Source organism: Curtobacterium sp. PhB146, assembly GCF_004342995.1.
Lineage (GTDB): Bacteria > Actinomycetota > Actinomycetes > Actinomycetales > Microbacteriaceae > Curtobacterium.
In genome coordinates, this window is record NZ_SMBN01000001.1 from 1,606,681 (window position 1) to 1,632,120 (window position 25,440).

Annotated in this window: 22 protein-coding genes; 14 read left to right on the plus strand and 8 right to left on the minus strand. The window is 71.4% G+C overall.

The genetic code is table 11. From position 1 onward, the window contains the following. Positions 1–29: 29 nt before the first annotated feature. Genes EDF33_RS07745 through EDF33_RS07760 form a run of 4 tightly spaced genes read right to left on the minus strand, consistent with a single transcriptional unit; the run spans position 30 to position 5,204 of the window. Positions 30–1,691: an ABC transporter ATP-binding protein gene (locus tag EDF33_RS07745; protein ID WP_132099664.1), complete on the minus strand. Its 1,662-nt coding sequence runs from the start codon at positions 1,689–1,691 to the stop codon at positions 30–32. Beyond that, positions 1,688–2,581 (minus strand): ABC transporter permease, encoded by an 894-nt coding sequence (locus EDF33_RS07750; RefSeq protein ID WP_131878539.1) that lies wholly within the window; start codon positions 2,579–2,581, stop codon positions 1,688–1,690. The genes EDF33_RS07745 and EDF33_RS07750 overlap by 4 nt, the downstream gene beginning before the upstream one ends. Then, positions 2,578–3,579, minus strand: a complete 1,002-nt coding sequence (locus EDF33_RS07755) for an ABC transporter permease (RefSeq protein ID WP_243692388.1) — start codon at positions 3,577–3,579, stop codon at positions 2,578–2,580. The genes EDF33_RS07750 and EDF33_RS07755 overlap by 4 nt, the downstream gene beginning before the upstream one ends. 5 nt (positions 3,580–3,584) lie before the next feature. Next, positions 3,585–5,204 carry an ABC transporter substrate-binding protein gene (locus EDF33_RS07760; protein WP_132099665.1) on the minus strand — a complete coding sequence of 540 codons (1,620 nt, stop codon included), beginning with the start codon at positions 5,202–5,204 and terminating at the stop codon, positions 3,585–3,587. A 32-nt stretch (positions 5,205–5,236) separates the two neighbouring features. Here EDF33_RS07760 and EDF33_RS07765 point away from each other — a divergent pair, with 32 nt between their 5' ends. Continuing rightward, positions 5,237–5,836, plus strand: coding sequence for a TetR/AcrR family transcriptional regulator (locus EDF33_RS07765; RefSeq protein ID WP_131878544.1), 600 nt, complete (start codon positions 5,237–5,239; stop codon positions 5,834–5,836). Between the two features lie 23 nt (positions 5,837–5,859). On the opposite strand, the gene EDF33_RS07770 is transcribed toward EDF33_RS07765, so the two are convergent. Next, positions 5,860–6,894: a cation diffusion facilitator family transporter gene (locus EDF33_RS07770; RefSeq protein ID WP_131878546.1), complete on the minus strand. Its 1,035-nt coding sequence runs from the start codon at positions 6,892–6,894 to the stop codon at positions 5,860–5,862. Between the two features lie 244 nt (positions 6,895–7,138). On the opposite strand from EDF33_RS07770, the gene ileS reads away from it, so the two are divergent. Genes ileS through EDF33_RS07795 form a run of 5 tightly spaced genes read left to right on the plus strand, consistent with a single transcriptional unit; the run spans position 7,139 to position 13,586 of the window. Then, positions 7,139–10,393 carry an isoleucine--tRNA ligase gene (gene ileS / locus EDF33_RS07775; RefSeq protein ID WP_132099666.1) on the plus strand — a complete coding sequence of 1,085 codons (3,255 nt, stop codon included), beginning with the start codon at positions 7,139–7,141 and terminating at the stop codon, positions 10,391–10,393. Beyond that, positions 10,390–11,847, plus strand: a complete 1,458-nt coding sequence (locus EDF33_RS07780) for a folylpolyglutamate synthase/dihydrofolate synthase family protein (protein ID WP_207906644.1) — start codon at positions 10,390–10,392, stop codon at positions 11,845–11,847. The genes ileS and EDF33_RS07780 overlap by 4 nt, the downstream gene beginning before the upstream one ends. Continuing rightward, complete coding sequence (locus tag EDF33_RS07785) at positions 11,844–12,260, plus strand: DUF4233 domain-containing protein (RefSeq protein WP_131878550.1); 417 nt, start codon at positions 11,844–11,846, stop codon at positions 12,258–12,260. The genes EDF33_RS07780 and EDF33_RS07785 overlap by 4 nt, the downstream gene beginning before the upstream one ends. 38 nt (positions 12,261–12,298) lie before the next feature. Then, positions 12,299–12,718 (plus strand): nucleoside-diphosphate kinase, encoded by a 420-nt coding sequence (gene ndk / locus EDF33_RS07790; RefSeq protein ID WP_111084529.1) that lies wholly within the window; start codon positions 12,299–12,301, stop codon positions 12,716–12,718. Positions 12,719–12,737: 19 nt separating this feature from the next. Next, a complete protein-coding gene (locus EDF33_RS07795; protein ID WP_123673367.1) occupies positions 12,738–13,586 on the plus strand; it encodes a thioredoxin domain-containing protein in 849 nt (282 codons plus the stop codon). Positions 13,587–13,658: 72 nt separating this feature from the next. Here the strand turns inward: EDF33_RS07795 and EDF33_RS07800 are convergent, their stop codons facing one another. Then, positions 13,659–14,510: a thioredoxin domain-containing protein gene (locus tag EDF33_RS07800; RefSeq protein ID WP_132099667.1), complete on the minus strand. Its 852-nt coding sequence runs from the start codon at positions 14,508–14,510 to the stop codon at positions 13,659–13,661. Between the two features lie 122 nt (positions 14,511–14,632). Then, the gene (locus tag EDF33_RS07805; protein WP_243649877.1) at positions 14,633–15,235 is read right to left on the minus strand and encodes a vitamin K epoxide reductase family protein; all 603 of its coding nucleotides are present in this window, start codon (positions 15,233–15,235) and stop codon (positions 14,633–14,635) included. A 349-nt stretch (positions 15,236–15,584) separates the two neighbouring features. Between EDF33_RS07805 and EDF33_RS07810 the strand changes: the two genes are divergently transcribed. Next, positions 15,585–18,509, plus strand: a complete 2,925-nt coding sequence (locus EDF33_RS07810) for an Rne/Rng family ribonuclease (protein ID WP_132099668.1) — start codon at positions 15,585–15,587, stop codon at positions 18,507–18,509. A 2-nt stretch (positions 18,510–18,511) separates the two neighbouring features. Further along, positions 18,512–19,474 carry a hypothetical protein gene (locus EDF33_RS07815; RefSeq protein WP_131921676.1) on the plus strand — a complete coding sequence of 321 codons (963 nt, stop codon included), beginning with the start codon at positions 18,512–18,514 and terminating at the stop codon, positions 19,472–19,474. Positions 19,475–19,933: 459 nt separating this feature from the next. Here EDF33_RS07815 and EDF33_RS07820 read toward each other — a convergent pair whose 3' ends face one another. Next, complete coding sequence (locus tag EDF33_RS07820; RefSeq protein ID WP_123313478.1) at positions 19,934–20,206, minus strand: DUF4031 domain-containing protein; 273 nt, start codon at positions 20,204–20,206, stop codon at positions 19,934–19,936. 179 nt (positions 20,207–20,385) lie between these two features. On the opposite strand from EDF33_RS07820, the gene rplU reads away from it, so the two are divergent. The 6 genes from rplU (at position 20,386) to EDF33_RS07850 (ending at position 25,430) form a co-directional block, all read left to right on the plus strand. After that, complete coding sequence (rplU, locus tag EDF33_RS07825) at positions 20,386–20,694, plus strand: 50S ribosomal protein L21 (RefSeq protein ID WP_111084536.1); 309 nt, start codon at positions 20,386–20,388, stop codon at positions 20,692–20,694. Between the two features lie 12 nt (positions 20,695–20,706). Continuing rightward, on the plus strand, positions 20,707–20,958 hold the full coding sequence (gene rpmA / locus EDF33_RS07830) for a 50S ribosomal protein L27 (protein ID WP_071257351.1): 252 nt from the start codon (positions 20,707–20,709) through the stop codon (positions 20,956–20,958). A gap of 158 nt (positions 20,959–21,116) precedes the next feature. Then, positions 21,117–22,718, plus strand: a complete 1,602-nt coding sequence (obgE, locus tag EDF33_RS07835; RefSeq protein ID WP_165918740.1) for a GTPase ObgE — start codon at positions 21,117–21,119, stop codon at positions 22,716–22,718. Between the two features lie 7 nt (positions 22,719–22,725). Continuing rightward, positions 22,726–23,544 carry a glutamate 5-kinase gene (proB, locus tag EDF33_RS07840; RefSeq protein WP_228505024.1) on the plus strand — a complete coding sequence of 273 codons (819 nt, stop codon included), beginning with the start codon at positions 22,726–22,728 and terminating at the stop codon, positions 23,542–23,544. 378 nt (positions 23,545–23,922) lie between these two features. Next, a complete protein-coding gene (locus tag EDF33_RS07845) occupies positions 23,923–25,188 on the plus strand; it encodes a glutamate-5-semialdehyde dehydrogenase (protein WP_123293956.1) in 1,266 nt (421 codons plus the stop codon). Between the two features lie 41 nt (positions 25,189–25,229). Continuing rightward, the gene (locus EDF33_RS07850; protein WP_123293955.1) at positions 25,230–25,430 is read left to right on the plus strand and encodes a hypothetical protein; all 201 of its coding nucleotides are present in this window, start codon (positions 25,230–25,232) and stop codon (positions 25,428–25,430) included. Positions 25,431–25,440 lie beyond the last annotated feature (10 nt).

A 25,440-nucleotide genomic window follows, 5' to 3' on the forward strand; every position in this document is an offset into this window, starting at 1 on the left:
CACGTGGCCGCCGGCCACGAGACTCGGCGTCAGCGACCGGCCTCGCGGCCCGCGGCCCGAGGCTGGTCGCCCTGCGCGAGACTCGGGCCGGCGGCGAGCCGCTCCGCGGCCTGCAGCAGGTGCGCGGTCACGGGGTGCGCCGGGCGCCCGAACACCGTCGCGGCGGGGCCGTGCTCGACCACCGCGCCCCGGTGCACGACCAGCACGTCGTCGGCCATCCGGCGCACGGCCCGCAGGTCGTGCGACACGAACACCATCGCCACGCCGGTGTCGTCGCGGAGCCGCTCGAGCAGGGTCAGCACGGCGTCCTGCACGGTGGCGTCGAGGGCGGTGACCGGCTCGTCGAGGATGATCACCTCGGGGTCGGTGGCGAGTGCCCGGGCGATCGCGAGTCGCTGCCGTTGCCCACCGGACAGGGTCAGCGGCGACCGCGGCCGGAGCGCCGGGTCGAGGTCCACCTGTCGCAGGGCTGCGTCCACCCGGGCGGCGAGGGAACCACGGGCGCGGCGGTCGTCGCCCCGCGAGAACGCGTCGGCGAGGACCCGCTCGACCGACCACCGCTCGTCGAACGTGGCGCCGGGGTCCTGCACGACGGCCGCGACCCGGTGGCGTCGGGGTCGTCGGTCGTGTTCGGGGAGCGGTACCCAGGGGGCGCCGTCGAGCGAGACCGTGCCGGCGTCGGGCGTCTCGAGCCCGAGGAGCATCCGCGCCAGGGTGGTCTTGCCCGACCCCGAGGCGCCGATCACCCCGAGCACTCGCCCGCGGTCGAGCCCGAACGACACGTCGTCGACGGCGCTGACGCCCTCGTAGTCGCGCGCGAGCCCCGTGGCGACGAGGACGCCAGCCCTCCCGCCGCGCCCCGTGCGAGGTTGATCACTCCGTGCGTCGTCGGAAGCTCGCACGGAGTGATCAACCTCGCACCGAGCGCCAGTGGCCGCGCGCACCAGGGACTGCGTCGCGGCGTGCTGCGGATCCTGCAACACCGAGGCGACCGGGCCCTGCTCGACGATCCGGCCTTCGTGCATGACGGCCACCCGGTCGGCCCACCCCGCGACGAGCCCGAGGTCGTGCGTGATCACGAGCAGCCCCGCCCCGCGCTGCTGCGCCACCCGCAACTGCTCCATCACGGTGACCGCGACCCCGGCGTCCAGTGCGGTCGTGGGCTCGTCGGCGACCACGAGCGCCGGCGACCCGATGGTGGCCGCGGCGATGAGGGCCCGCTGCCGCATCCCGCCCGACAGCGTGCCGGCGAGTCGGCCGTCGGTCGCGATGTCCGGGTCGAGGCCCACCGCCCGCAGGGCATCGCGCACGGCGTCCACGCGCTCGGCCGCACCCAACTCGGTGTGCAGGCGGAGGCTGTCGGCGACCTCGCGTCCGACGGGACGCAGCGGGTCCAACGCGCCCAGGGCCTCCTGGCCGACGTAGCCGACCCGAGACCCGCGCACCTGGCGCCACCGACGATCGGAGAAGGCGCGGACGTCGAGGCCGGCGACGGTGAAGGCGTCGGCGCGGACGGCGGAGCCGGGTGCGGACAGGCCGAGCGCGGCGCGGGCGGTGACGGTCTTGCCGGAGCCGGAGGCGCCGACCAGGGCGACGCACTCGCCGGCGTCGACCCGCAGGGCGACGTCGTGCACGATCGGCGTGCCCGCGATGGCGACGTGCAGCGCCTGGACCTCGAGGACGGTGGTCATCGGACGACTCCTGTTCGGCGGATCGCGCGACCGAGCACGGTGACGGCGGTCGCGAGCACCACGATGGCGAGCCCGGGGAAGGTGCTCATCCACGGTGCGGTCTGCAGGTAGGTCCGGCCGTCGGCGAGCATCGCGCCCCACTCCGGAGCCGGGGGTGGTGTGCCGACGCCGAGGTAGCTCAGCGCCGAGGCCCAGACGATCGCCTGACCGACGCCGAGCGTGGCGACCGCGACGACGGGCCAGAGTGCGGTGGGCAGGACGTGCCGGACCACGATGCGGACGGGGGAGCGGCCGAGCAGCACGGCGGTCTCGACGACCTGGGACGACCGGGCGGCACGGACCAGACCACGGACGATGCGGGCGTAGCCGGGGGCGGTGGCGAAGCCGACGGCGAGCACGGCGGGCACCGGGCCGGGGCCGGTGACGGCGATGACCACCAGGGCGACGAGCAGCAGCGGCAGGGCGAACGCGACCTCGGTGACGCGGCCGATCACGGCGTCGAGCAGCCGACCGAAGCGTCCGGCGCCGGCACCGAGGCCGGCGGCGACGCCGAGCACGACGCCGGTCCCGCCGCCGATCAGGGTCGCGACGACACCGACCACGAGCGAGGCCCGCGTGCCGGCGACGACGCGGGACAGGACGTCGCGTCCGGATTCATCGGTGCCGAAGGGGTGCGCGCCGCTCGGCGCGAGGAGCGCCTCCGACGGGTGCACCGCGAGCGGGTCCGCGCCGCCGAGCAGCGCCGGCCACGCGGCCGCCACGACGGCGAGCAGGACCACGGCACCCGCGACGGCGCCGGGGACGCCGAGGGTGCGGGGACCGCGTCCGGCTGCCGGGCGTCCGTCGGCGGACCGGTCGGTCGGGAGGCTCGGCTCGGCGATGCCGCTCACCGCGCGGCCGCCTCGTGGTCGGCTCCACGGCGTCGGGCGGCGCGCGGAGCACGCGCGCGCCCTGTGCGCGGGGCGCCGGTGCGCGGGTCGACGAGACGTTCGACGAGGTCCGCGACCGCGAGCACCACGACGTAGGCAGCGGCGGACACCAGCGCGATGCCGGCGACGAGCGGCATGTCCCGCTGCGTCACCGCGGTCACCAGGGCGCGACCGATGCCGGGCAGCGCGAACACGGACTCGACGACGACGGCGCCGGACACGAGGGACCCGAACGCCCAGGCGGACAGGGCGATCCCGGGCAGCGCCGCGTGGCGGAGCAGGTGCCGGGCGAAGAGCCCGAGGCGGGTCTCACCACGGCCCCGGGCGGCGAGGGCGAAGGCGGACCGTTGCGCATCGACGACCCCGTCGCGGACGGTCTCGGCCAGGTACCCGGCGACCGGGACGGCCACCGTCAGCACCGGGAGCACCCAGCCGCGCACGGTTCCGTCGCTGACCGCGGGCACCCAACCGAGGGCGCTCGCGAACACCACGATGAGCACGCTGCCGAGCCAGAAGTGCGGCATCACGCTCGCGGTGACGCTCAGCGCGCTCGTCAGCCCGGCTGCGAACCGACCGCGCTGCGTCGACCACCAGGCCGCGACGATCGCCAGGACCCAGGCGACGACGAGCCCGGCCACCGCCAGGGTGAGCGTGACGGGCAGCTGCTGGCCGAGCAGCGTCGCGACCGGGGTGCGGAAGGCGTACGAGTCACCGAGCTGCAGGGTGGCGAGGCGTCCGAGGAACACCGCGTACTGCACGAGCACCGGCTGGTCGAGGCCGTACTCGTGCCGGACCTGGGCGACGGCCTCGGCGGAGGCCTGCGAGCCCGGACCACCGAGGATCGCGAGTGCGGGGTCGCCGGGGATGAGCCGGATCGCGACGAACACGATCGTCGCGACGGCCCAGAGCACGCCGATCCCGCCCGCGAGCCGTCGGACGGCCCACCACACCCAGGGCATCCGTGTCAGCGGTCGATCCAGGCCGTGCCGAACCAGGGCGTGGACACCGAGGTCGTCTGGATGCCGTGCACGGCCGAGCGCACCAGGAAGTGGTTCTGCTGGTCGTAGAGGGGCAGCACGGTGTCGCTCGCCAGGATCGCCTTCTGCGACTGCTCGTACAGGTCGGCGCGCTCGTCGGCGTCCGAGGTGCGGGCCGCCTGCTCGAGCAGGGTGTCGAGTGCGGGGTCGTCGAGCTGCGCGAGGTTCGCGAAGTACCCGGACGGCGCCGGCTCGATGCTCGCGCTGTCGTACAGGATCCGCAGGACGTCGGGGCCGACCTTCGTGTACGGGGCGCTGACCACGTCGTACTCGTTCGCCGCGAGGGCCGCGTACCAGCTGGAGAGGTCGAGCTCGTCGAGCACGACCTTGAACCCGACGGCCTTCTCGGATGCCTGGATCTGCTGGAACAGGCTGCGCTCGGCCGGCACCGACTGGTTCGTCGACACCGGGAACGTCACGGTCAGCTGCTGGCCGTCCTTGACGCGGATGCCGTCCGACCCGACCTTCCAACCGGCGTCGTCGAGCAGCTGCTTCGCCTTCGTCGGGGAGTAGTCGAACCGGCTCTTCTCCGAGTACGCCAGCGGTTCGGCACTCGAGAGCACGGAGTACGAGCGCTTCGCGGTGCCGAGGAACAGCGACTGCAGGCCGGGGTCGATCTCGGCACCCGCGATGAACGCCTGCCGCACGGCCTCGTCACGGAACACGCCGTGGCCGGAGTTCAGCTCGAGGCGGTTCGAGGCGCCAGGGCGCGGGGCGTCGAGGTCGCGGATGGCGCCCTTCGCCGACGCCGCCTTGAGCTGGTCGGGCTGCGCGTTGTCGATGACGTCGACCTGCCCGGACTGCAGCGCCGCGTAGCGCGACGTCGAGTCGGGCAGGAACCGCCACGTGATGCCGGACAGGCGCGGCTTCGTCGTGCCCCAGTGGTCGCTGTTCTTCGTCAGGGTGACGCGGTCGCCGTGCTTCCACCCGGTGACCTCGAACGGGCCGGTGCCGACGGGCGACTCGCAGTTCGTCGCCTGCTTGCGTTCGAGCGCCTTCGGGGACTCCATGCCGACCCACGGCTGCGAGAACGACTCGAGCAGCGCGCTGTCCGGACGGCTCAGCGAGAGCGTCACGGTGTGGTCGTCGGTGGCCGTCGCCTTCGTGATGGACTGCAGCGCGAGGTACCCGGTGCTCGAGGCGGTGGCCGGGTCCTGCACGTGCTCGATGTTCGCCACGACGGCGGCGGCGTCGAACGGGGTGCCGTCGGTGAAGGTGACGTCGTCGCGCAGCGTGAAGGTGAGGGTCTTGCCGTCGTCGCTCGTGGTCCACTTCGTCGCGAGCTCGGGCGTCGGCTCGCCGTCCTCGAGCCCGACGAGCTCCTCGATGTACTGCGTCGCCAGGAGCGCCTGCGGGTAGTTGCCGCCGACGTGCGGGTCGAGGCAGGTGGGCTCGGCATCGCCGGAGGCGTACGTCAGGGTCCCGCCGCTCACCGGCTTGCTGCTCGTGGTGCTCGTCCCGGCGCCGCTGCACCCCGCGAGGACGAGGACGACGGCGGTGGCGCTCGCGACGGCGGCGACGGTTTTCTGTACTGAGTCCAAGATCATGGCTGAACGAGTCTAGCGGTTTACTGGGGCCCATGGACGAACCGATCCGCCGCGGTGGCCGGCCCCGACGCTCGAGCGCCGAGGTCCTCGCGGACGCCGCTGCCGAGCTGTTCCTCGAGCAGGGGTACGCACGCACCACGGTCGACCAGATCGCTGTGCGTGCGGGGGTCAGCCGCGCGACGTTCTTCAACTACTTCACGGCGAAGTCGGACGTGATGTGGCTCGAGCTCGACGCCGCGGTCGCGGGGCTGCCCGGGTACCTGGCGGCCTCGACCGAACCCAGTGCGGTGCGTGCGGTGGAGCAGGCCCTGCTCGCCGCGGCCCAGGCCCACGACCCCGAGCGGGTGCCGTGGGCGGTCGCGCAGGCCGAGGTGATGGGCATCGGCTCCGAGCTCGTCGCCGGGGTCGCCGTCCGGGTGATGGCGCAGCACGGGGCCGTCGCGGCCTTCGTGGCCGGCCGCACGGGGGAGCAGCCGGGGTCGCTCTGGCCGCAGACGGTCTCGGGCGCGGTGCTCGGGGCGGCTGCTGCGGCGTTCGGGGTGTGGGTCGCCGACGGGGTGGCCCGCCGGCCGCTCGTCGAGTACGTCGCGGCGGCGCTGACCCCGGTGGTCGCCGGCCTCGACGCCCGCTGACGCCGTCGACGGCCGCCCGCGCGTCAGTCGGTGCGCAGCGTCCCGGCGCCGCCGGCGGCCACGTCCGAGGCCGTCCCGTCGCGCACCACCTCGGGCACCTCGTCGCTCGTCGGCCGCAGCGAGGCGTCGCCCGGGTAGCTCAGCGTCAGCACGGCTTCCTCGATGTACGGGCTGTCCTCGAGCGACTTCTCGACGTCGCGCAACCGGACCGCGACGTGCTCCTCGTTCTCGTTGCCCGTCAGGTCGACGGCGGCGACGAGGTACACCCGCGACGGTCCGACGAACTCCAGGTGCAGGTAGGTGACACGTTCGATCTGCGAGCGGCCGAGCAGCTCGACGAGCACGGCGTTCTCGAGCTCGGGCGACGTGCTCTCGCCGAGCAGGAAGCGGCGGTTGCGGTCGATGAGGATGATCGCCACGACCCCGAGCAGCAGGCCGATCGCGATGGACCCGATCGCGTCGAAGATCGCCAGGCCGGTGATCTGGTGCAGGAACACCCCGAGGAACGCGACGACGAGGCCGATGAGCGCAGCGGCGTCCTCGGCGAACACGGCCCGCAGTGTCGGGTTCGAGGACTGCAGCACGTGGCGCAGCACCGGCACCTTGCGCTTCGTCGCCGCTCCGTGCGCCTGGCGGTAGGCCTGCAGGAAGCTCGTGCCCTCGAGGCAGAACGACAGCGCGAGCACGATGTAGTTGAGCAGGACGTCCTCGGCCGGACCCGTCTCGCCGAGCTCGGAGATGCCGTGGTAGATCGACACGATGGCGCCCGCGGTGAACAGCCCGAACGCGGCGAACATCGACCAGATGTAGGTCTCGCGTCCGTACCCGAGCGGGTGTGCGGTGTCGCGCTTCCGCCCGCCCCGTCGTTCGGCGACCAGCAGGAAGATCTCGTTGCCGGTGTCCGCCCACGAGTGCGCTGCCTCGGCCACCATCGAGGCCGAACCCGAGATGAGCGACGCGATGGTCTTCGCGATCGCGACGAGCAGGTTCGCGCCGAAGGCGATGATGACGGTGAGGGAGGACTCCGGGCGTTCGCCGGAGGCAGAGTCGTCGGGCATCCCTCCAGCATGCTCCCGTCCGCTAAACTCGTGTCACACGAGCGTCGATCCGGCCATCACCGGGGAGCTCCCGGAAGAACGCGGTCCGCGCGAGCGGCTCGTCAGTAGAACCGGGCGGACCGGGCCGCACCGAACCCGAACACGAGCGGTCGTGACGTGCGGACAGCACGGCATGGCAAGCGAGGTGGTACCGCGGAGCGTGCTCCGTCCTCGTGGAGATCGAGCGAACCCACAAGGAGTCCCGGTGCCGTACCCGTTGAACGCCGATGCCGATGGCGTCGTCCCCTCGCCGTCCTTCCCCGCCGTCGAGCGGGGGATCCTCGCCTTCTGGAAGGGCGACGACACGTTCCAGGCGTCCATCGACCAGCGCCAGGGCTGCGACGAGTGGACCTTCTACGACGGCCCGCCGTTCGCGAACGGCCTGCCGCACTACGGTCACCTGCTGACCGGGTACGCCAAGGACGTCTTCCCGCGCTACCAGACCATGCGCGGCAAGCAGGTGCACCGACGCTTCGGCTGGGACACCCACGGGCTGCCCGCCGAGCTCGAGGCGATGCGCCAGCTCGGCATCACCGAGAAGCACGAGATCGACGAGATGGGCGTCGACGTGTTCAACGCCGCCGCCAAGAAGTCCGTGCTGCAGTACACCGACGAGTGGCAGCAGTACGTCACCCGCCAGGCGCGCTGGGTCGACTTCGAGGACGACTACAAGACGCTCGACACCACGTTCATGGAGAGCGTGCTGTGGGCGTGGAAGCAGCTCTGGGACAAGGGCCTGGCGTACGAGGGCTTCCGGGTCCTGCCGTACTGCTGGAACGACCAGACGCCGCTGTCGAACCACGAGCTGCGCATGGACGACGACGTCTACAAGATGCGCCAGGACCAGTCCGTCACGGTGTCGTTCCCGCTGCAGGGTGCGCGCGCCGATTCGCTCGGGCTGGCCGGCGTGCGTGCGCTCGCCTGGACGACGACCCCCTGGACCCTGCCCACGAACGCCGCGTTGGCCGTCGGGCCTGCGGTCTCGTACGTGGTGCTCCCTGCGGGGCCGGGAGGCGCGGCTGACGGCGCCGACGCCGGTTCCGTCTCGTACCTGTTGGCTTCGGACACCGTGGCCCCCTACGCGAAGGACCTCGGCTACGAGACGGCCGAGGACGCCGCTGCCGCGGTCGTCCGCACCCTGACGGGTGCGGAGCTCGACGGCGTCGAGTACGAGCGCCTGTTCGACTTCCTCGCCGAAGCCGAGGGCATGGAGCACGCCTGGCGCATCCTGGTCGCCGACTACGTCGAGACCGGCGAGGGCACCGGCATCGTGCACCAGGCCCCGGCCTACGGTGCCGACGACCAGGTGGTCTGTGCTGCCGCCGGCATCCCCGTGGTGCTCTCCCTCGACGAGGGCGGTGTCTTCACCTCGCAGTTCGGCGAGGTCGCCGGCATGCTCTGGTCCGACGCGAACAAGCCGCTGACCAAGGCCGTCCGCGACGCCGGTCGTCTGCTCCGCCAGGCGTCCTACGAGCACAGCTACCCGCACTGCTGGCGGTGCCGGAAGCCCCTCATCTACAAGGCCGTGTCGTCGTGGTTCGTGCGGGTCACCGACTTCCGCGACCGCATGGGCGAGCTCAACCAGGACATCAACTGGGTGCCGGAGAACGTCAAGGACGGCCAGTTCGGCAAGTGGGTCGGCAACGCCATCGACTGGTCGGTGTCGCGCAACCGCTACTTCGGCACGCCGATCCCGGTGTGGCAGTCCGACGACCCCGAGTACCCGCGCACCGACGTGTACGGCTCGCTCGAGGACATCGAGCGCGATTTCGGTCGCCTGCCGCTGAACGCCGACGGCGAGGTCGACCTGCACCGCCCGTTCATCGACGACCTGACCCGTCCGAACCCCGACGACCCCACGGGGAACTCGACGATGCGCCGGATCACCGACGTGTTCGACGTCTGGTTCGACTCCGGGTCGATGCCGTACGCCCAGGTGCACTACCCGTTCGAGAACCGGGAGTGGTTCGAGTCGCACAACCCGGCCGACTTCATCGTCGAGTACATCGGGCAGACCCGCGGCTGGTTCTACGTCATGCACGTGCTGTCCACGGCACTGTTCGACCGGCCTGCTTTCAAGAACGTCATCAGCCACGGCATCGTCCTCGGCTCGGACGGTCAGAAGATGTCGAAGTCGCTGCGGAACTACCCGGACGTCTCCGAGGTGTTCGACCGCGACGGCGCCGACGCCATGCGCTGGTTCCTGATGTCCTCGTCGGTGATCCGCGGTGGCAACCTCGTCGTCACCGAGGAGGGCATCCGCCAGGGCGTCCGCGAGTTCATGCTCCCGCTGTGGTCGACGTACTACTTCTTCACCCTGTACGCGAACGCATCGGGGGAGTCGGGGTACCAGGCCACCCGTCGAACGGACAGCACCGACGTCCTCGACCGGTACCTGCTCGCGAAGACCCGGGTGCTCGTGTCCGACGTGCAGCAGCACCTCGACGCGCTCGACACCCCGCTCGCGGCCCAGGCCGTCCGCGACTTCGCCGACGTGCTGACGAACTGGTACGTCCGCCGGTCGCGCGACAAGTTCTGGACCGGGGCCGACGGTGCGGCAGGGGACGACGCCCGTGCGGCCTTCGACACCCTGTACACGGTGCTCGAGACCCTGACCCGCGTCGCGGCCCCGCTCGCCCCGCTCGTCACCGAGGAGATCTGGAAGGGCCTGACCGGTGGTCGGAGCGTGCACCTGACGGACTTCCCCGACGCGGCCGAGTTCCCCGCCGACGACGCCCTCGTCGCGGCGATGGACCGCGTGCGCGACGTCGCCTCGAAGGGCCTCGCGCTCCGCAAGGCGACCGGCAAGCGCGTCCGGCTGCCGCTCGCCACGCTCACCCTCGTGGTGCCGGACCCGGCGGCGGTCGAACCGTTCGCCGACATCCTGCGCGACGAGCTGAACGTCAAGCGGGTCGTGCTCGAGGCGCAGGCCGAGGAGTCACTGGCGCAGTACGGCATCGAGCGGAAGCTGACCGTCAACGCCCGCGTCGCCGGCCCGCGCATCGGCAAGGCCGTGCAGCAGGTGATCCCGGCCGCGAAGAAGGGCGACTGGACCGCGACCGAGTCCGGCGTGACCGTCGGCGGTGTCGACCTGGTCGAGGGCGAGTACACGCTCGACCTCACCGTCGCCGACCCGTCGGTCGCCGTGGCGTTCCTCGACGAGGGCGGCTTCGTGGTGCTCGACACCGTGACCACGCCCGAGCTCGAGGCCGAGGGGCTCGCCCGCGACGTCGTCCGTGCCGTCCAGCAGGCCCGGCGCGACGCCGACCTGGACGTCAGCGACCGCATCGTCCTGACCCTCGGGGTCGACGAGGCCGCCGACGCGTCGGTGCGCACCCATCAGCAGCTCATCGCGGGGGAGACCCTGGCGACGAGCGTCGAGATCGTGCCCCTCGGGGCAGGCGCCACCACCGATGTCGGTGACGGCGCGAAGGTGACCGTGGAGGTGTCACGCGCATGAGCGACGACGACCAGTACGACGAGCACGACCAGCACGACGAGGACGGCATCCGGATCCCGGTGGGCCCGTCCGGAGACGCTCCGGTCGAGGCTGTGCCGTACGGCGGTGACGACGACGAGGTCAAGCGCGTCGAGGCCGCCCTGTACGCCCGGATCGGTGAGCAGTCGCCCGAGCACCGCCTGACCGCGACCCGTCGCGCCGTCGAGCTGCTCGGCGACCCGCACCTGGCGTACCCGGTGATCCACATCACCGGCACGAACGGCAAGACGTCCACCGCACGCACGACCGAGAGCATCGTCCGTGCCCACGGTCTGCGCACCGGCCTGATGACGAGCCCGCACCTGGTGTCGATCCGGGAGCGCATCGTCATCGACGGGCAGCCGATCGAGCCGAGCCGGCTCGTCGAGAACTGGGACGACATCGCCCCGGTCCTCGAACTGACCGACCAGGAGCTCACCGCCAAGGGCGAGCTCCCGCTCACCTTCTTCGAGGCACTGACCGTCCTGGCCCTGGCGTGCTTCGCCGAGGCGCCCGTCGACGTCGCCGTGATCGAGGTCGGCATGGGCGGCGAGTGGGACTCCACCAACGTCGTGCAGAGCCAGGTCGCGGTGTTCACGCCGATCGCCATCGACCACGCGAAGCAGCTCGGCAGCACGGTGGCGGAGATCGCGCGGACCAAGTCCGGGATCATCAAGCCGTCGTCCGCCGTGGTGTCGAGCGAGCAGGTCCCCGAGGCACTCGTCGAACTCGAGCGTGCCGCCGAGCTCACCGAGTCGACCCTCGCGGTCGAGGGCGCCGGGTTCAGTGTCCTGGACGTGACGCCGGCGGTGGGCGGTCAGCTCATCACCGTGCAGGGGATCGCCGGCCGCTACGACGACCTGTTCCTGCCGCTGTTCGGGCGGCACCAGGCCCACAACGCCGCCGTCGCGATCGCCGCGGTCGAGTCGTTCCTCGGTCGGGGCACCCAGGCGCTCGACGAGGACGTCCTGTCCGAGGGCCTCGCCGGTGCCACCAGCCCCGGTCGCCTCCAGCCGATCGCCACCGACCCGACCGTCGTGGTCGACGCGGCGCACAACCCGCACGGTGCCAAGGCCCTGGCCGAGGCCCTGCCGGTGGCCTTCCCGTCCGAGCACGTCGTCGGCGTCGTCGGGATCCTCGGCGACAAGGACGCCCGCGGGTTCGTCCGCGCGCTGAAGGGCACCGTCGAGACCTTCGTCGTCACGCAGCCCCCGGGGGAGCGTGCCCTCGACGCGGACGCCTTCGCGAAGGTCGTCGTGGACGAGGTCGGCGCGGACCGTGTCGTCGTCGAACCGTCGCTCGCCGCCGCGCTGCAGCAGGCACGCGACCTGGCGGACGAGGCGGACGCCGAGGACGCCCTCGTGCTCGTCGCGGGCTCCATCGTGATGGTGGGTGCGGTCATGGACCTGGTCCACCGGGAAGGCGAGACGAAGTGACGAACGCACCACGTGCCTCCCGGCCGGGGCGCGCACCGCGCACCCGGAAGCCGCGACGCGACCGCGGGGCGCAGGAGAGCCTGCTGTCGATCGCGCTCGTGCTCGAGGCGATCATGTTCTTCTTCCCGATGCTCGTCGTGTTCGGCAAGGGGACCCTGCCGCCGGCCCTGGCGTTCGGCGGCGGCATCGGTGCGATGGTCGTGCTGGCGCTGGCCTCACGTCTGACCGGCAACCCCGCCGGTGTAGGGTTCGGGTGGCTGCTGCAGGCGGCCATCCTCGCCACCGGGTTCATCGAACCGTTCATGTTCGCGGTCGCCGTGGTGTTCCTGGCGCTGTGGGTCTTCTGCTTCGTCAAGGGCGGTCAGCTCGACCGCCAGAACGCCGCGCGCCGGGCCGCCACGGGCGAGGACTGACCACCCCTCCGATCCCGCGAACACACTAGGAGTACTGCGTGTCCGACCTCGAAGAGACCCTCGTCCTCGTCAAGCCCGACGGCGTCGCCCGCCAGCTCACCGGTGAGATCCTCCGCCGCATCGAGTCGAAGGGCTACGAGATCGTCGACCTGAAGATGCTCACCGCGCCGCGCGACCTGTTGGACGCACACTACGAGGAGCACCAGGGCAAGCCGTTCTTCGAGCCGCTCGTCGAGTTCATGCAGTCCGGTCCGGTCGTCGCCGTGCGCGTCGCCGGCAACGGCGTGATCGCCGGCTTCCGGTCGCTCGCCGGCACCACCGACCCCACCAGCGCCGCGCCGGGCACCATCCGTGGCGACCTCGGTCGCGACTGGGGCCTCAAGGTGCAGCAGAACCTGGTGCACGGGTCGGACAGCACCGAGTCGTCGGCGCGCGAGCTCGCGCTCTGGTTCGCCTGAGACGCCGGGGGAACGACTCGTGACGAACAACGACCGACCCACCAAGAACGAGCGTCGCCAGCACGCGCGTGAGGTCTCGCGCCAGCGCGCCGACGCCGAGAAGCGTCGCAAGCGCCGCAACAAGTGGTTCCTGCAGGGCGGTATCGGCCTGGGCATCATCGCGATCGCCGCGATCATCACGCTCGTCGTGGTGAACGTGAACAACGCGCCCGCCGTGTCCGCTGCCGGGCCGAAGAACATGGCCACCGGCGCGATCCAGTTCACCGGCGAGGGCGGCGAGGTCACCCCGGTGACCACGAAGGCCGTCACCGCGAAGGGAACCCCGTCGGCAGTCCCGACGTCGAACACCGACGGTGCGGTCGCGGTCACCGAGTACGTCGACTGGGCCTGCCCGGTCTGCAAGCAGTTCGAGGCCGCCTACGCCGACCAGATCCTGGACAAGGTGAAGTCGGGCGACGCGACGCTGGCCATCCAGCCGGTGTCGATCCTCGACCGCAGCTACCAGAGCTCGCGCTACGCCAGCCGGGCCGCGAACGCCGCGATGTGCGTCGCGAACTACGCGCCGGACAAGTTCCTGGACGTCCAGACGCAGTTCTTCGACAACCAGCCCACCGAGGGCACCTCGGGCCTGACGAACGCCGAGATCGCGAAGCTCGTGAAGGCGGGCGGCGCGACCGGGTCGAACGTCTCCGAGTGCCTGTCGACCGAGCAGTTCAAGGGCTGGGTGACCAAGTCCACGAAGCTCGTCACCGCGGACGAGGCGCTGCAGGGCACGCAGGGCTTCGGCACGCCGACCGTGGTCGTCAACGGCAAGCGTCTCGACGACCTCAGCACGGTCATCACCGCGATCGACGCCGCGGCGAAGTAGCACCACCCGCACGAGCGAAGGCCCCCGCTTCCATCCGGAAGCGGGGGCCTTCGTCGTCGCGCTGCCTCGTGCCTACGCGGCGCCGCCGTTCTGCTCGACGAAGGACGCGAAGGCGTCGGTGTCGGTCAGGGAGCCGGTGAACTGCTTGCCGTTCACGATGATCGTCGGGGTGCTCGTCACCTTGTCGAGCGACGAGTTCGGGATCGGGTCGTTCATCACCCGGTTCGTGGCGTCGGCGACCCACCCGGCGAAGTGCTGCCCGGTGATGCACGAGGTGACCTTGCTGTTCGTCGCGCCGGCGTCCTTCGCCAGGGACGCGAGCTCGTCGTTCGTCAGGCCCTTGGTGCTCTCGGACGGCTGGTTCTCGTAGAGCGACGTGTTGTACGCCAGGAACGCGTCCGGGTCGTAGTTCGCCACACAGGCGGCCGCGGCGGCGGAGCGGGTGGAGTACTTCGACCCGAGCGACACCCGGTCGAGCAGGTTGAACGGGTGCAGTTCGAGCGTGGCGGACCCGGCCTTCACCCACTGTTCGATCTGGTCCATCTGCGCCGTCTCGAACTGGTTGCAGTACGGGCACATGTAGTCCGAGTACACGGTGATGTTCGCCACCGAGTCATCCTGCGCCGTCGCCGTCGGGGTCCCACCGTCGGGTGTCGCCTTCGTCTCGACGGGCACGATCTCGCCGCTCTGGCCGGTGAACAGGATGCCGTCGCTCGCCATGTTCCGCGGCCCGGGCCCCGCGGGTTGCACCGAGTTCGCGATCACCAGGACGACCACGGCGACGACCGCCAAGCTGCCGACGATGATGCCGCTGATCCCGAGCGTCTTGTTGCGGCGACGTCGCGCCTGCTCCCGCACCCGGGCTTCGCGAGCGCGCTCTCGGGCGGCGTCGCGACGGACCTTCTTGCTCTCGTTCTCGCTCATCGAGATCGAGCGTAGGTGCTGCCCGGAGGCCGATCGGGCGTCCTGCCTGGGAAGCCCCCAGGAATTCGATGACGCGTCATCGATGCATCATGGGCGCCGCATCGGGGACGCCCAGCGGTGGATCAGAAGACCGTCAGGATGGTCGGGAACTTGATGATGATCGTCACGATGATGAACAGGTAGTTCGCCAGCGGGAACGCCCAGCAGAACGGGAGCAGTGCCCGGCCGACCCGCTGGGTGCGGGCACCGAAGCGGCCCTGCGCGGCGTTCCAGATCGTGAACACCCAGAACATCGGGATCGTCATCGACCACACGAGCATGCACCACGGGCACAGCGCGCCGATGAACCAGACGGTCTGGGTGAAGAGCCACGTCACGAAGACCCACGCCAGGAACACGCCGGCGTTGAACGCGATCCAGAACCACCGTGAGCCGTTGCGGAAGCCCGCGAGCATCATCACCGCGACGGCGATCGGCGCCACGAAGCCCATCACGCCGAGCAGTGGGTTCGGGAACCCGAACAGGTGGCCCTGCCAGCTCGCCATCACGTCCGAGCAGCTGATGAACGGGTTCACGTCGCATGAGAGCACCGTGTCGGGGTCGGCGTACTTCTTGAACTCGTCGAGCACCAGGGAGAAGGATCCGTACAGGCCGACGAACCCGGTGATCAAGAGGAAGACGGCCATCGCGATCGGACGACGGGGGGCAGGCGCTGACGTGCTCACGCCGTCATCATCGCATGCGGCTTCCGGTCCTTTCCGGGAGCGGCGTGCGATACTGGCCGGAGGTCGTGCGGGCAACCGCAGACCGAAGAGAGCTTTCCGGGCAGTGCCCCACGGGGCAGTGTCCGGACGATCAGGTGCGGTGAGAGCGCACCGTGGTCGGGACAGCGTCACTCCGACGCCGAGCCGACCCGGGCCGGGTGCCCGGACCGGAACGGCAGCGGACGCAACGAGAAGTTGACGCAGACCGATCACGAAGACAGCGAGCGCGGGGCGTCGACGCCACCGCCACAACCAAAGAATTCCCGCCGCCTGACAAGGGTGCGAGTGGGGCCGAGGAGTGCGCCAGTCCATGGTGGAGCAGAACAACGACAACACGACCAACGACGAGAACGCCCCGAAGCGTCGGACCCGCCTGTTCGGCGGACGCCGCGCCCGGTCGTCCGGCCAGCAGGTCGCGGCCGACGCCGTGCAGGTGCCGGCCGTCGACGAGCCCCTCGCGCTGACGGACGGGGCACCGGCGGACGGGGCACGGGCAGAAGCCGTGTCCGTCGCGGTCGAGGCCGTCTCCGCGCAGAGCGCCGAGCCGGACGACGTGAGCACGCTGACCGGCGACCTGCCGGTGGTCACGGCCGAGCCGACCGAGCCCGCAGCCGACGTGGCGGAGCCGAGTGGTGCCTCCCGTCCGACCGAGACCGAGCCGACGGCCGAGGCGAGCGAACCCGCCGCCCCAGCCGAGCCGTTCGTCCCGAAGGCGACGAGCACGCTCAGCCTGATCTTCCACGCTCCCGTCCTGCCGGAGCTGCCGCGCCGTGCCGCGCGGTACGAGCGCGACGAGGACGACCGAGACGACCGCTACGAGCGCTCCGACCGCTCCGACCGCTCCGACCGCTCCGAGCGCTCCGACCGCTTGGAGCGCGAGGACCGGTTCGACCGCGATGACCGGTACGACTCCGAGGACCGCGAGGAGCAGGGCGGATCCCGCCGGCGCTCGCGTCGTCGGGGGAGCAGCGCCGACCGCGAGGCCCGTGCGCCGCGTGAGCCGCGCGACCACCAGGAGCCCCGCCGCCGCGAGCCCGAGCTCATCACCGAGCCGCAGCGCATCAAGGGCTCGACCCGGCTCGAGGCGAAGAAGCAGCGCCGCCGCGACGGCCGTGACGCCGGACGCCGCCGCCAGGTCGTGAGCGAGGACGAGTTCCTCGCCCGCCGCGAGAGCGTCGACCGCCAGATGATCGTGCGCTCCAGCTCGTCGACCATCGAGATCGGCGTGCTCGAGGACGGCATCCTCGCCGAGCACTACATCACCAAGTCCGAGAACGTGTCGCTGATCGGCAACGTCTACCTCGGCAAGGTGCAGAACGTCCTGCCCTCGATGGAGGCCGCCTTCGTCGACATCGGTCGCGGCCGCAACGCCGTGCTGTACGCCGGCGAGGTCGACTGGAACTCGGTCGACACCAGCCACGGCCGACGCATCGAGGCCGCGCTCAAGCCGGGCGACAAGGTCCTGGTGCAGGTCACGAAGGACCCCGTCGGCCACAAGGGCGCCCGCCTGACCAGCCAGGTCTCGCTGCCCGGTCGCTACCTGGTCTACGTGCCGAACGGCTCGATGAACGGGATCTCGCGCAAGCTGCCCGACACCGAGCGTGCGCGCCTGAAGAAGATCCTCAAGGAGGTCCTGCCGGAGCACGCGGGCGTCATCGTGCGCACCGCTGCCGAAGGTGCGACGGAAGAGCAGCTCACCCGCGACGTGCAGCGCCTGACCAGCCAGTGGGAGGCCATCCAGAAGAAGGTCGCCGGTGGCCAGGCCCCGGTGATGCTGCACTCGGAGCCGGACCTGCTCGTCAAGATCGTGCGTGACGTCTTCAACGAGGACTTCACGAAGCTCATCATCGACGGCGAGGCCGCCGGCGGCACCATCGACGAGTACCTGTCGGCCGTCGCGCCCGACCTGAAGGACCGCGTCGTCCGCTACGAGGGCCCGGACTCCTTCGAGGAGTACCGCCTGAACGAGCAGATCGACAAGGCGCTCGACCGCAAGGTCTGGCTGCCCTCCGGTGGTTCGCTCGTCATCGACCGTACCGAGGCCATGACGGTCGTCGACGTCAACACGGGCAAGTTCGTCGGCTCCGGGGGCAACCTCGAGGAGACGGTCACGAAGAACAACCTCGAGGCCGCCGAGGAACTCGTCCGCCAGCTCCGCCTGCGCGACATCGGCGGCATCATCGTCGTCGACTTCATCGACATGGTGCTCGAGGAGAACCGCGACCTCGTGCTCCGCCGCCTGATCGAGTGCCTGAGCCGCGACCGCACGAAGCACCAGGTCGCCGAGGTCACCTCGCTCGGCCTCGTGCAGATGACCCGCAAGAAGATCGGCGTCGGCCTGCGCGAGTCGCTCGACGAGGTCAACGCGAAGGTCAACGACAACAACGCCGACCCGGGCCCGAGCAAGGGGCGTCGCAAGGGACGCAGCGGTGCCGGCGGCAACGGCAGCGGCAGCAACGGCAACGGTGGCAACGGGCACGGCAACGGCGGGGGCAACTCCGGCGGTGGCTCGGGTTCCGGTTCGTCGAACGGGCAGTCGAGCCAGGCGCACCAGATCACCGACGACGTGAAGAGCGCGCTGTCGCGGATCGCCGCCTCGACGATCCCGCACGAGGACTCGCCGGCATCGCCGACCTCGGCGGAGGCACCGACCTCGGCCGACGTCCCCGCAGCGACGTCCGCGTCCGAGGACTCCGGAGCGGGCGAACAGCCCACCGGGTCGAAGCGTCGGCGCCGTGGCGGCCGTGGTGGACGGAGCGGTGAGCAGTCGAACGCTGCCGCGACCGAGGCCACCGAGGTCGCTGAGTCGGCGCCCGTCGCAGTCGAGGCGGAGGCCGCTGTCGAGACGAAGCAGGCCGAGCCGAAGCGCGACCAGCCGAAGCAGGCTGCGCCGAAGCAGGCGGTCGCCGAGGCTGCTGCTCCTGCCGTCGAGCCGAAGGCCAAGGCCCCGGCCCGCCGTCGGGTCAGCTCCAGCGCGACGGTGACTCCGACCGACAACACGGTCGCGATCCTGGACATCCCGCTCAACGCCGCCCCGAAGCGCGAGCCGCGTCAGGTCGCCCCGGACGCCGAGTCGCTGTTGGACTCCGTGCTCCAGGCGCTGCCCGAGCCGAAGCAGCCGGGTCAGGGCCGTTCGCGGTCCCGCCGGGTGTCGTCGCCGAGCATCAGTGCGCCGGCCACGACCGAGGGTGCGTCCGGCGAGGACACCGACGGCTCCGTCATCCTGGGGAACTGAGCGTGACGAACCCCGGTGACCCGCAGCAGGATCGTGGGTACTACGGTGCGGGCTGGCAGCAGCCCGCACCGCCCGGACCCGGGGGAGCCGGCGGTTCCGCGCCGCCGTACGGTGGGCAGCCTGGTGGGCAGCCGCCGTACGGTGGGCAACCTGGCGGGCAGCCTGTTGGGCAGCCGCCGCACGGCGTCCAGCCCACTGCCGGGGTGCCCTACGCCCCGCCGCGACCGCCCCGTGCGCCGGCCGATCCGCGTCGGGCCTTCGCGCCCGGCGCCTCGGTGAACAACACCGCCGGGGCGCTCATCGCCGTGGTGTCCCTCGTGCTGGTCGAGTTCGTGTCCGGCATCGTCGGGCTCATCGGGACGTCCCTCGTCGTCAGCCCGTTCGCGCACTACGGCGCGGGTGCCAGCCTGGTCGGCAGCTTCATCGCCTCGGTGTTCCTGGCGCCGTTCCCGTTCTACGCGGGGGCGTTCCTGGCGCTGGCGTTCCTGACCCCGATCGCCCGCCGCAGCCCGCTGCCGACCGTGCTGCTCCGCGCCGTGCTCGCCGGGGCTGCCGGGACGATCGCCCTCGCGCTCGTCGGTGTCTTCACGGGCGCGTTCGGGGCGATCACCTCGGGAGGTTCCCGACTCGTGATCGACGTCGTCACGAACCCGCTCCGCAACGGCGTGCCGTTCACGGTGATGCTCCTGGCGAGTGCGACCGCGGCGTGGCTGTGGCTCGGGCGCCCGCGACGGAACCGTGGCCCCGCGCCGACGTCCGGCCTGCCGGGGACGGTACGGCCCGCCGACGCCGTCCCGCCCGCGACCGTGCAGCCGGGGCCGCAGCAGCCGCAGCAGGGCCCGTACGGACAGGGTCTGGTCCAGCCGGACCCCCACGGGCAGTACGGCGGCCAGTACGGCGCACAGCCCCGTCCGGACCAGCAGCAGCCGCCGGCAGCCCCCTGGGGCGGTCCAGCGCCCCGCTGACCTCGCTTCGTCGCTCGTGCGGTCGTGTGGGCGGTCGTGTGGGCGCTGCACGGTGCGAGGTTGACCACATGGTGCGGCCTTCGTACCTCGCACCATGTGGGCAACCTCGCACGGTGCGCACGTGCCCGAGGCGCGACGGCGGCCCGGCGAGGTCATGCGCGGTGCGGCGTCCGCCTGTCGCCGCACCGTGCGGGGTTCACCGGGCGGTGCAGCGGCCGCGGCACGGTGCGAGCCTCTGGCGACGCACCGTGCTGCCGACCTCGCACGCTGTGGGCAACCTCGCACGGTGCGCACGTGCCCGAGACGCGGCCGCGCACCATGCGACAGGACGGACGTGGCGGGGGTGCGCCGGGCCTCCCGTCCGCACCGTGCGAGGTTCCGGACGCCGTGGGAGCCGGCGTGCGCCGCACCGAGTCCAGAACCTCGCACCGTGCGTGCCTGGCGCACCCGCGCGGCGCGTCAGTGGGCGCGCTTGTCGCGCTGCGCCACACGCAGGCCGCTGCGGATGAGCCGCAGCACGAGCTCCCGGCCGGACACCGCAGAGGCCCCCGCGGCGACCAGCTCGTCGTACTTCGCGAGCGGCACGTCGTAGTGGTCGTGGTCGAACGCACGACGCGGCACACCGGCGCGTGCAGCGAACGCGTGGAGTTCCGCGTAGGATTCATCACTGACGAGGTGCGACCACAGAGTGTCGTGAGCGGGCCACGTCGGTGGGTCGATCAACACGGTCACCGTGCAATCGTACGTGTGTCGCCGTTTGACCGGACCCATGGGGATCGAGTATTCTCGATCCCTGGTGTCAGCGGGCCGTTCTGCCTGCGTCGCCGATCGGGCCCGGCCTTCCGGGAGCCGCTCGTGCAGAAGTGGGCACCCGAGACTTCCCTCAAGCAGAGTTACGTAAGGATTTCCACGTGGTTTACGCAGTAGTGCGCGCCGGCGGCCGTCAGGAAAAGGTCGAGGTCGGCACCATCCTGACCGTCGACCGTGTCAAGGCGGACGACAAGGGCAACATCGACCTCGCCCCCGTGCTCCTCGTGGACGGTGACAAGATCACGTCGGCAGCTTCCGAGCTCGTCAACGTGACCGTCACCGCCGAGGTGCTCGACGACCTGCGCGGTCCGAAGGTCATCATCCAGAAGTTCAAGAACAAGACCGGGTACAAGAAGCGCCAGGGTTTCCGCGCTGAACTGACCCGCGTCAAGATCACCAAGATCGCGTAAGGGAGTCAGCTCATGGCACACAAGAAGGGTGCGAGTTCCACTCGCAACGGTCGTGACTCGAACGCACAGCGCCTCGGCGTGAAGCGCTTCGGTGGCGAGGTCGTCAACGCCGGCGAGATCATCATCCGCCAGCGTGGCACCCACTTCCACCCGGGCGCCAACGTCGGCCGCGGTGGCGACGACACGCTGTTCGCCCTCTCGGCCGGTTCGGTCGAGTTCGGCACCAAGGGTGGCCGCAAGGTCATCAACATCGTCAACGCGTAGTCGCGACGATCAGCTTCAGCGGGAGGGGCGGGCCGAGTGCCCGCCCCTCCTTCGCTTTTCCCGCCGACGGATCTCGTCGGCACAACGCGCTGACGGATCTCGTCGGCACAACGCGCTGACGGACCCCGTCGGCGCAACGATCTTCCAGGAGTGGAACCATGGCGACCTTCGTCGACCGCGTGACCCTGCACCTCAGCGCGGGGAAGGGCGGCAACGGTTGCGTCTCGGTCCGCCGTGAGAAGTTCAAGCCCCTCGCCGGGCCCGACGGTGGCAACGGCGGTGACGGCGGCGACATCGTGCTCGTGGCCGACCCGCAGGTCACCACGTTGCTCGGCTACCACCGCTCTCCGCACCGTTCGTCCAAGAACGGTCAGCCGGGCATGGGCGACCACCGCAGCGGCGTCAGCGGCGAGGTCCAGGAGCTCCCGCTCCCGATCGGCACCGTCGTGTACGACGAGGCCGGCGAGGTCATCGCCGACCTGACCGAGCCCGGCACGCGCGTCGTCGTGGCCCCCGGTGGCCAGGGCGGCCTCGGCAACGCGGCGCTCTCCACCACCAAGCGCAAGGCCCCCGGCTTCGCGCTCCTCGGCACCGAGGGCTGGGCGGGTGACATCAGCCTCGAGCTGAAGACCATCGCCGACGTCGCCCTCGTCGGGTTCCCGAGCGCCGGCAAGTCCTCGCTCATCGCCGCGATCTCGGCCGCGAAGCCGAAGATCGCCGACTACCCCTTCACCACGCTCACCCCGAACCTCGGCGTCGTCGAGTCGGGCGAGAGCCGCTTCACGGTCGCGGACGTCCCCGGGCTGATCGAGGGCGCGTCGGAGGGCAAGGGCCTCGGCCTCGAGTTCCTGCGGCACGTCGAGCGCTGCGAAGCCCTGCTGCACGTCATCGACTGCGCGACGATGGACCCGGGCCGCGACCCGATCAGCGACCTCGACGTCATCCTCGGCGAGCTCGAGCGTTACCCGGTTCCGGAGGGCCAGGTGCCGCTGCTCGAGCGTCCGCAGCTCATCGCGCTCAACAAGATCGACGTGCCGGACGCCGCCGAGCTCGCCGAGTTCGTCACCGCCGAGCTCGAGGGCCGTGGCTACCGCGTGTTCCCGATCTCCACGGCGTCGCACAAGGGTCTGCGTGAGCTGACCTTCGCGTTGGCCGAGGTCGTCGAGCAGGGTCGTGCCAAGCGCGCGGCCGAGCCCGTCGTCGAGCGCATCGTCATCCGCCCCCGTGCGGTCAACGACCAGGGCTTCACGGTCCGTGCCGAGGGCGGCGAGGAGCACCGCTTCTTCCGCGTCCGCGGCGCGAAGCCGGAGCGCTGGATCCAGCAGACCGACTTCACCAACGAGGAGGCGATCGGCTTCCTGGCCGATCGGCTCGCGAAGCTCGGCGTCGAGGACGGCCTGTTCAAGGCCGGCGCGGTGGCCGGCTCGACCGTCGTGATCGGTGGCGACGGCGGCATGGTCTTCGACTGGGAGCCGACGCTCACGTCCACCGCGGAGCTCATCACGAGCGCGCGCGGGACCGACGCCCGCATCGGTGCGACCTCGCGTCCGACCCGCAACGAGCGTCGCGAGGAGTACTTCGAGCGGATGGACGCCAAGGCGGCCGCCCGTGCCGAGCTCGAGCAGGAGCGTGTCTCCGGTCTCTGGGTGAACGACGAGGTCGTCACCAGCGACGACCTCGAGACCGGCGACCCCGAGACCGGCGGCGTCGAGACCGGAGTTGAGACCGGCGACTTCGAGACCAGCGACCAGAAGGACTGACCGCGGCATGACCGACACGACCGCCCGCACCGACCTCGGACCCGTCACCCGGCGAGAGGACATCCCTCGTGCGCGGCGGATCGTGGTCAAGGTCGGCTCGTCCTCGGTCAGCGGTGACGCCGCCGGCCAGATCGGTCCGCTGGTGGACGCCCTGGCCAGCGCCTACGGCCGTGGCACCGAGGTCGTGCTCGTGTCGTCCGGTGCGATCGCGACCGGGTTCCCGTTCCTCGGGCTCGAGGGCCGTCCCGACGACCTCGCCACGCAGCAGGCCGCCGCGGCCACCGGCCAGAACGTCCTGATGTTCCGGTACCAGAAGGAACTCGACCGGCACCGGGTCGTCGCGGCGCAGATCCTGCTGACCGCCGGCGACCTGCAGAACCCCACGCACCGGGTCAACGCGCAGCGCGCCATCGACCGGCTGCTCGCCCTGCGGGTGCTGCCGATCGTGAACGAGAACGACACGGTCGCCACGCACGAGATCCGCTTCGGCGACAACGACCGGCTCGCCGCCCTGGTGGCTCGGTTGCTCGGTGCCGACGCCCTGGTGCTGCTGTCCGACGTCGAGGCCCTGTACACGAAGCCGCCGGAGCAGCCGGGCGCCGAGCGCATCGACGAGGTACCGTTCGGCGACGAGCTCGCCGGCGTCACCTTCGGCTCCGTCGGCAAGTCCGGCGTGGGGACCGGGGGAGCAGGCACCAAGGTCGCGGCTGCGCGGCTCGCGGCCGAGGCGGGCACGTCGGTCCTGGTGACCGCCACGGCCCTCGTCGACCGCGCCCTGTCGGGCGAGCACGTCGGCACCTGGTTCCACGCCGCGCCGCGTCCCTGACACGGGTCGGACCGCGCCCGGAGCGGTCACGACTCGCCGCCGGGACGGCGCCGACTGGTCAGGGACCGTCGGCGCGGGCGTCGCGGAGCGACGGTCTGCGACCGCTCGCGTGGCGCCGGACGACGTGTCGTGACCGGTCGGCGTGGTGAACGCGACCGCCTGGAGGCCCGGCACGGGTCCCGGGGACCGGTGCCGGGCCTCCAGGCGGTCACGACGCACCGACGGACCGCGTCGAACGGTCGGGACCGGTCGACGGGGGCGGCGCGGAGCGACGCGGCGCGACCGCTCGGCGGTCGTGGTGCAACGTGTCGTGACCGGTCGGCCGGCGAGACGCCGTCAGGCCCGTCACGGGCCGACGAGCGGACCTAGAATCGGTCCATGTCGTCGATCGCGCCCGCCCCGACCCTGACCGACACGCTCGTGGCTGCCCGCACCGCCTCGTCGGCGCTGGCGACCGCGACGACGGCGGTCAAGGACGCCGCCCTGGTGGCGATCGCCGCCGGGGTCCGCGCCGCCACCGACGAGATCGTCGCCGCGAACCACGGTGACCTGGTCGCGGGCGAGGAGAGCGGCCTGTCCTCCGGCCTCGTCGACCGCCTCCGACTCGACCCCGCACGCGTCGAGGCGCTGGCCACCGCGGTCGAGGACGTCGTCGGCCTGCAAGACCCGGTGGGGGAGCACCTGCGGGGCTCGTCGCTGCCGAACGGCCTGCAGCTCACCCAGGTGCGGGTGCCGTTCGGGGTCGTCGGCGCCATCTACGAGGCACGACCGAACGTCACGGTCGACATCGCCTCGCTCGCGCTGAAGTCCGGCAACGCGGTCGTGCTCCGCGGGGGTTCGGCGGCCCAGCGGACGAACGCCGTGCTCGTGGCGCGCATCCAGGACGCCGTCGAGTCGGTCGGCCTGCCGCGCGAGCTCGTGCAGACCATCGACGAGTTCGGCCGTGCCGGAGCCACCGAGCTCATGCGCGCCCGCGGCCTGGTCGACGTGCTCATCCCACGCGGCAGCGCCTCGCTCATCCAGACCGTCGTCACCGAGTCGCAGGTCCCCGTGATCGAGACCGGTGCCGGCGTGGTGCACGTGTTCCTCGACGCGTCGGCCCCCGAGCAGCGCGCCGTCGACATCGTCCTGAACAGCAAGGTGCAGCGGCCGAGCGTCTGCAACGCCCTCGAGACCCTCCTGGTGCACGAGCAGGCGGCCGAGCGGCTGCTGCCCGTGCTCGCGGACCGGCTCCGTGCCTCCGGTGTCACGCTGCGCGGCGACGACGCCACGCGGGCGATCGTGCCGGGCGTGCTGCGCGCCACCGACGAGGACTGGGCGACCGAGTCGATGGACCTCGACTTGTCGATCCGCGTCGTGCCGGACGTCGACGCCGCGATGGCGCACATCGCGCGCTGGTCCACCCACCACACCGAGTCGATCGTCACGAACGACGTCGACACGGCCGAGCGGTTCCTGGCGACGGTCGACTCGGCGGTCGTGATGGTGAACGCGTCGACGCGCTTCACCGACGGCGGGGAGTTCGGCTTCGGCGCCGAGGTGGGCATCTCGACGCAGAAGCTGCACGCGCGTGGCCCGATGGGGCTGCCGGAGCTCACGAGCACCAAGTGGATCGTGCGCGGGAACGGCCAGATCCGCGGCTAGACTGAACGGCGTCTTTCCCCGACCGAACGGAGCACCGAACGATGACCTTCCTCGCAGAAGCTGCGGAGCACGCCTCCGGGGCCCCGGCGTTCGTGTTCCCGCTCGTCGGCGCGCTGTTCTTCATCTTCCTGGGCTTCGTCACCTGGAGCTTCCGCGACGTGGCCTACCGCCACTCGCAGAAGTTCGAGGCCACCCGCCACCACGAGACGGGTGTCGACGAGTTCGGTCACACCAAGAGCTGATCTGCACCCG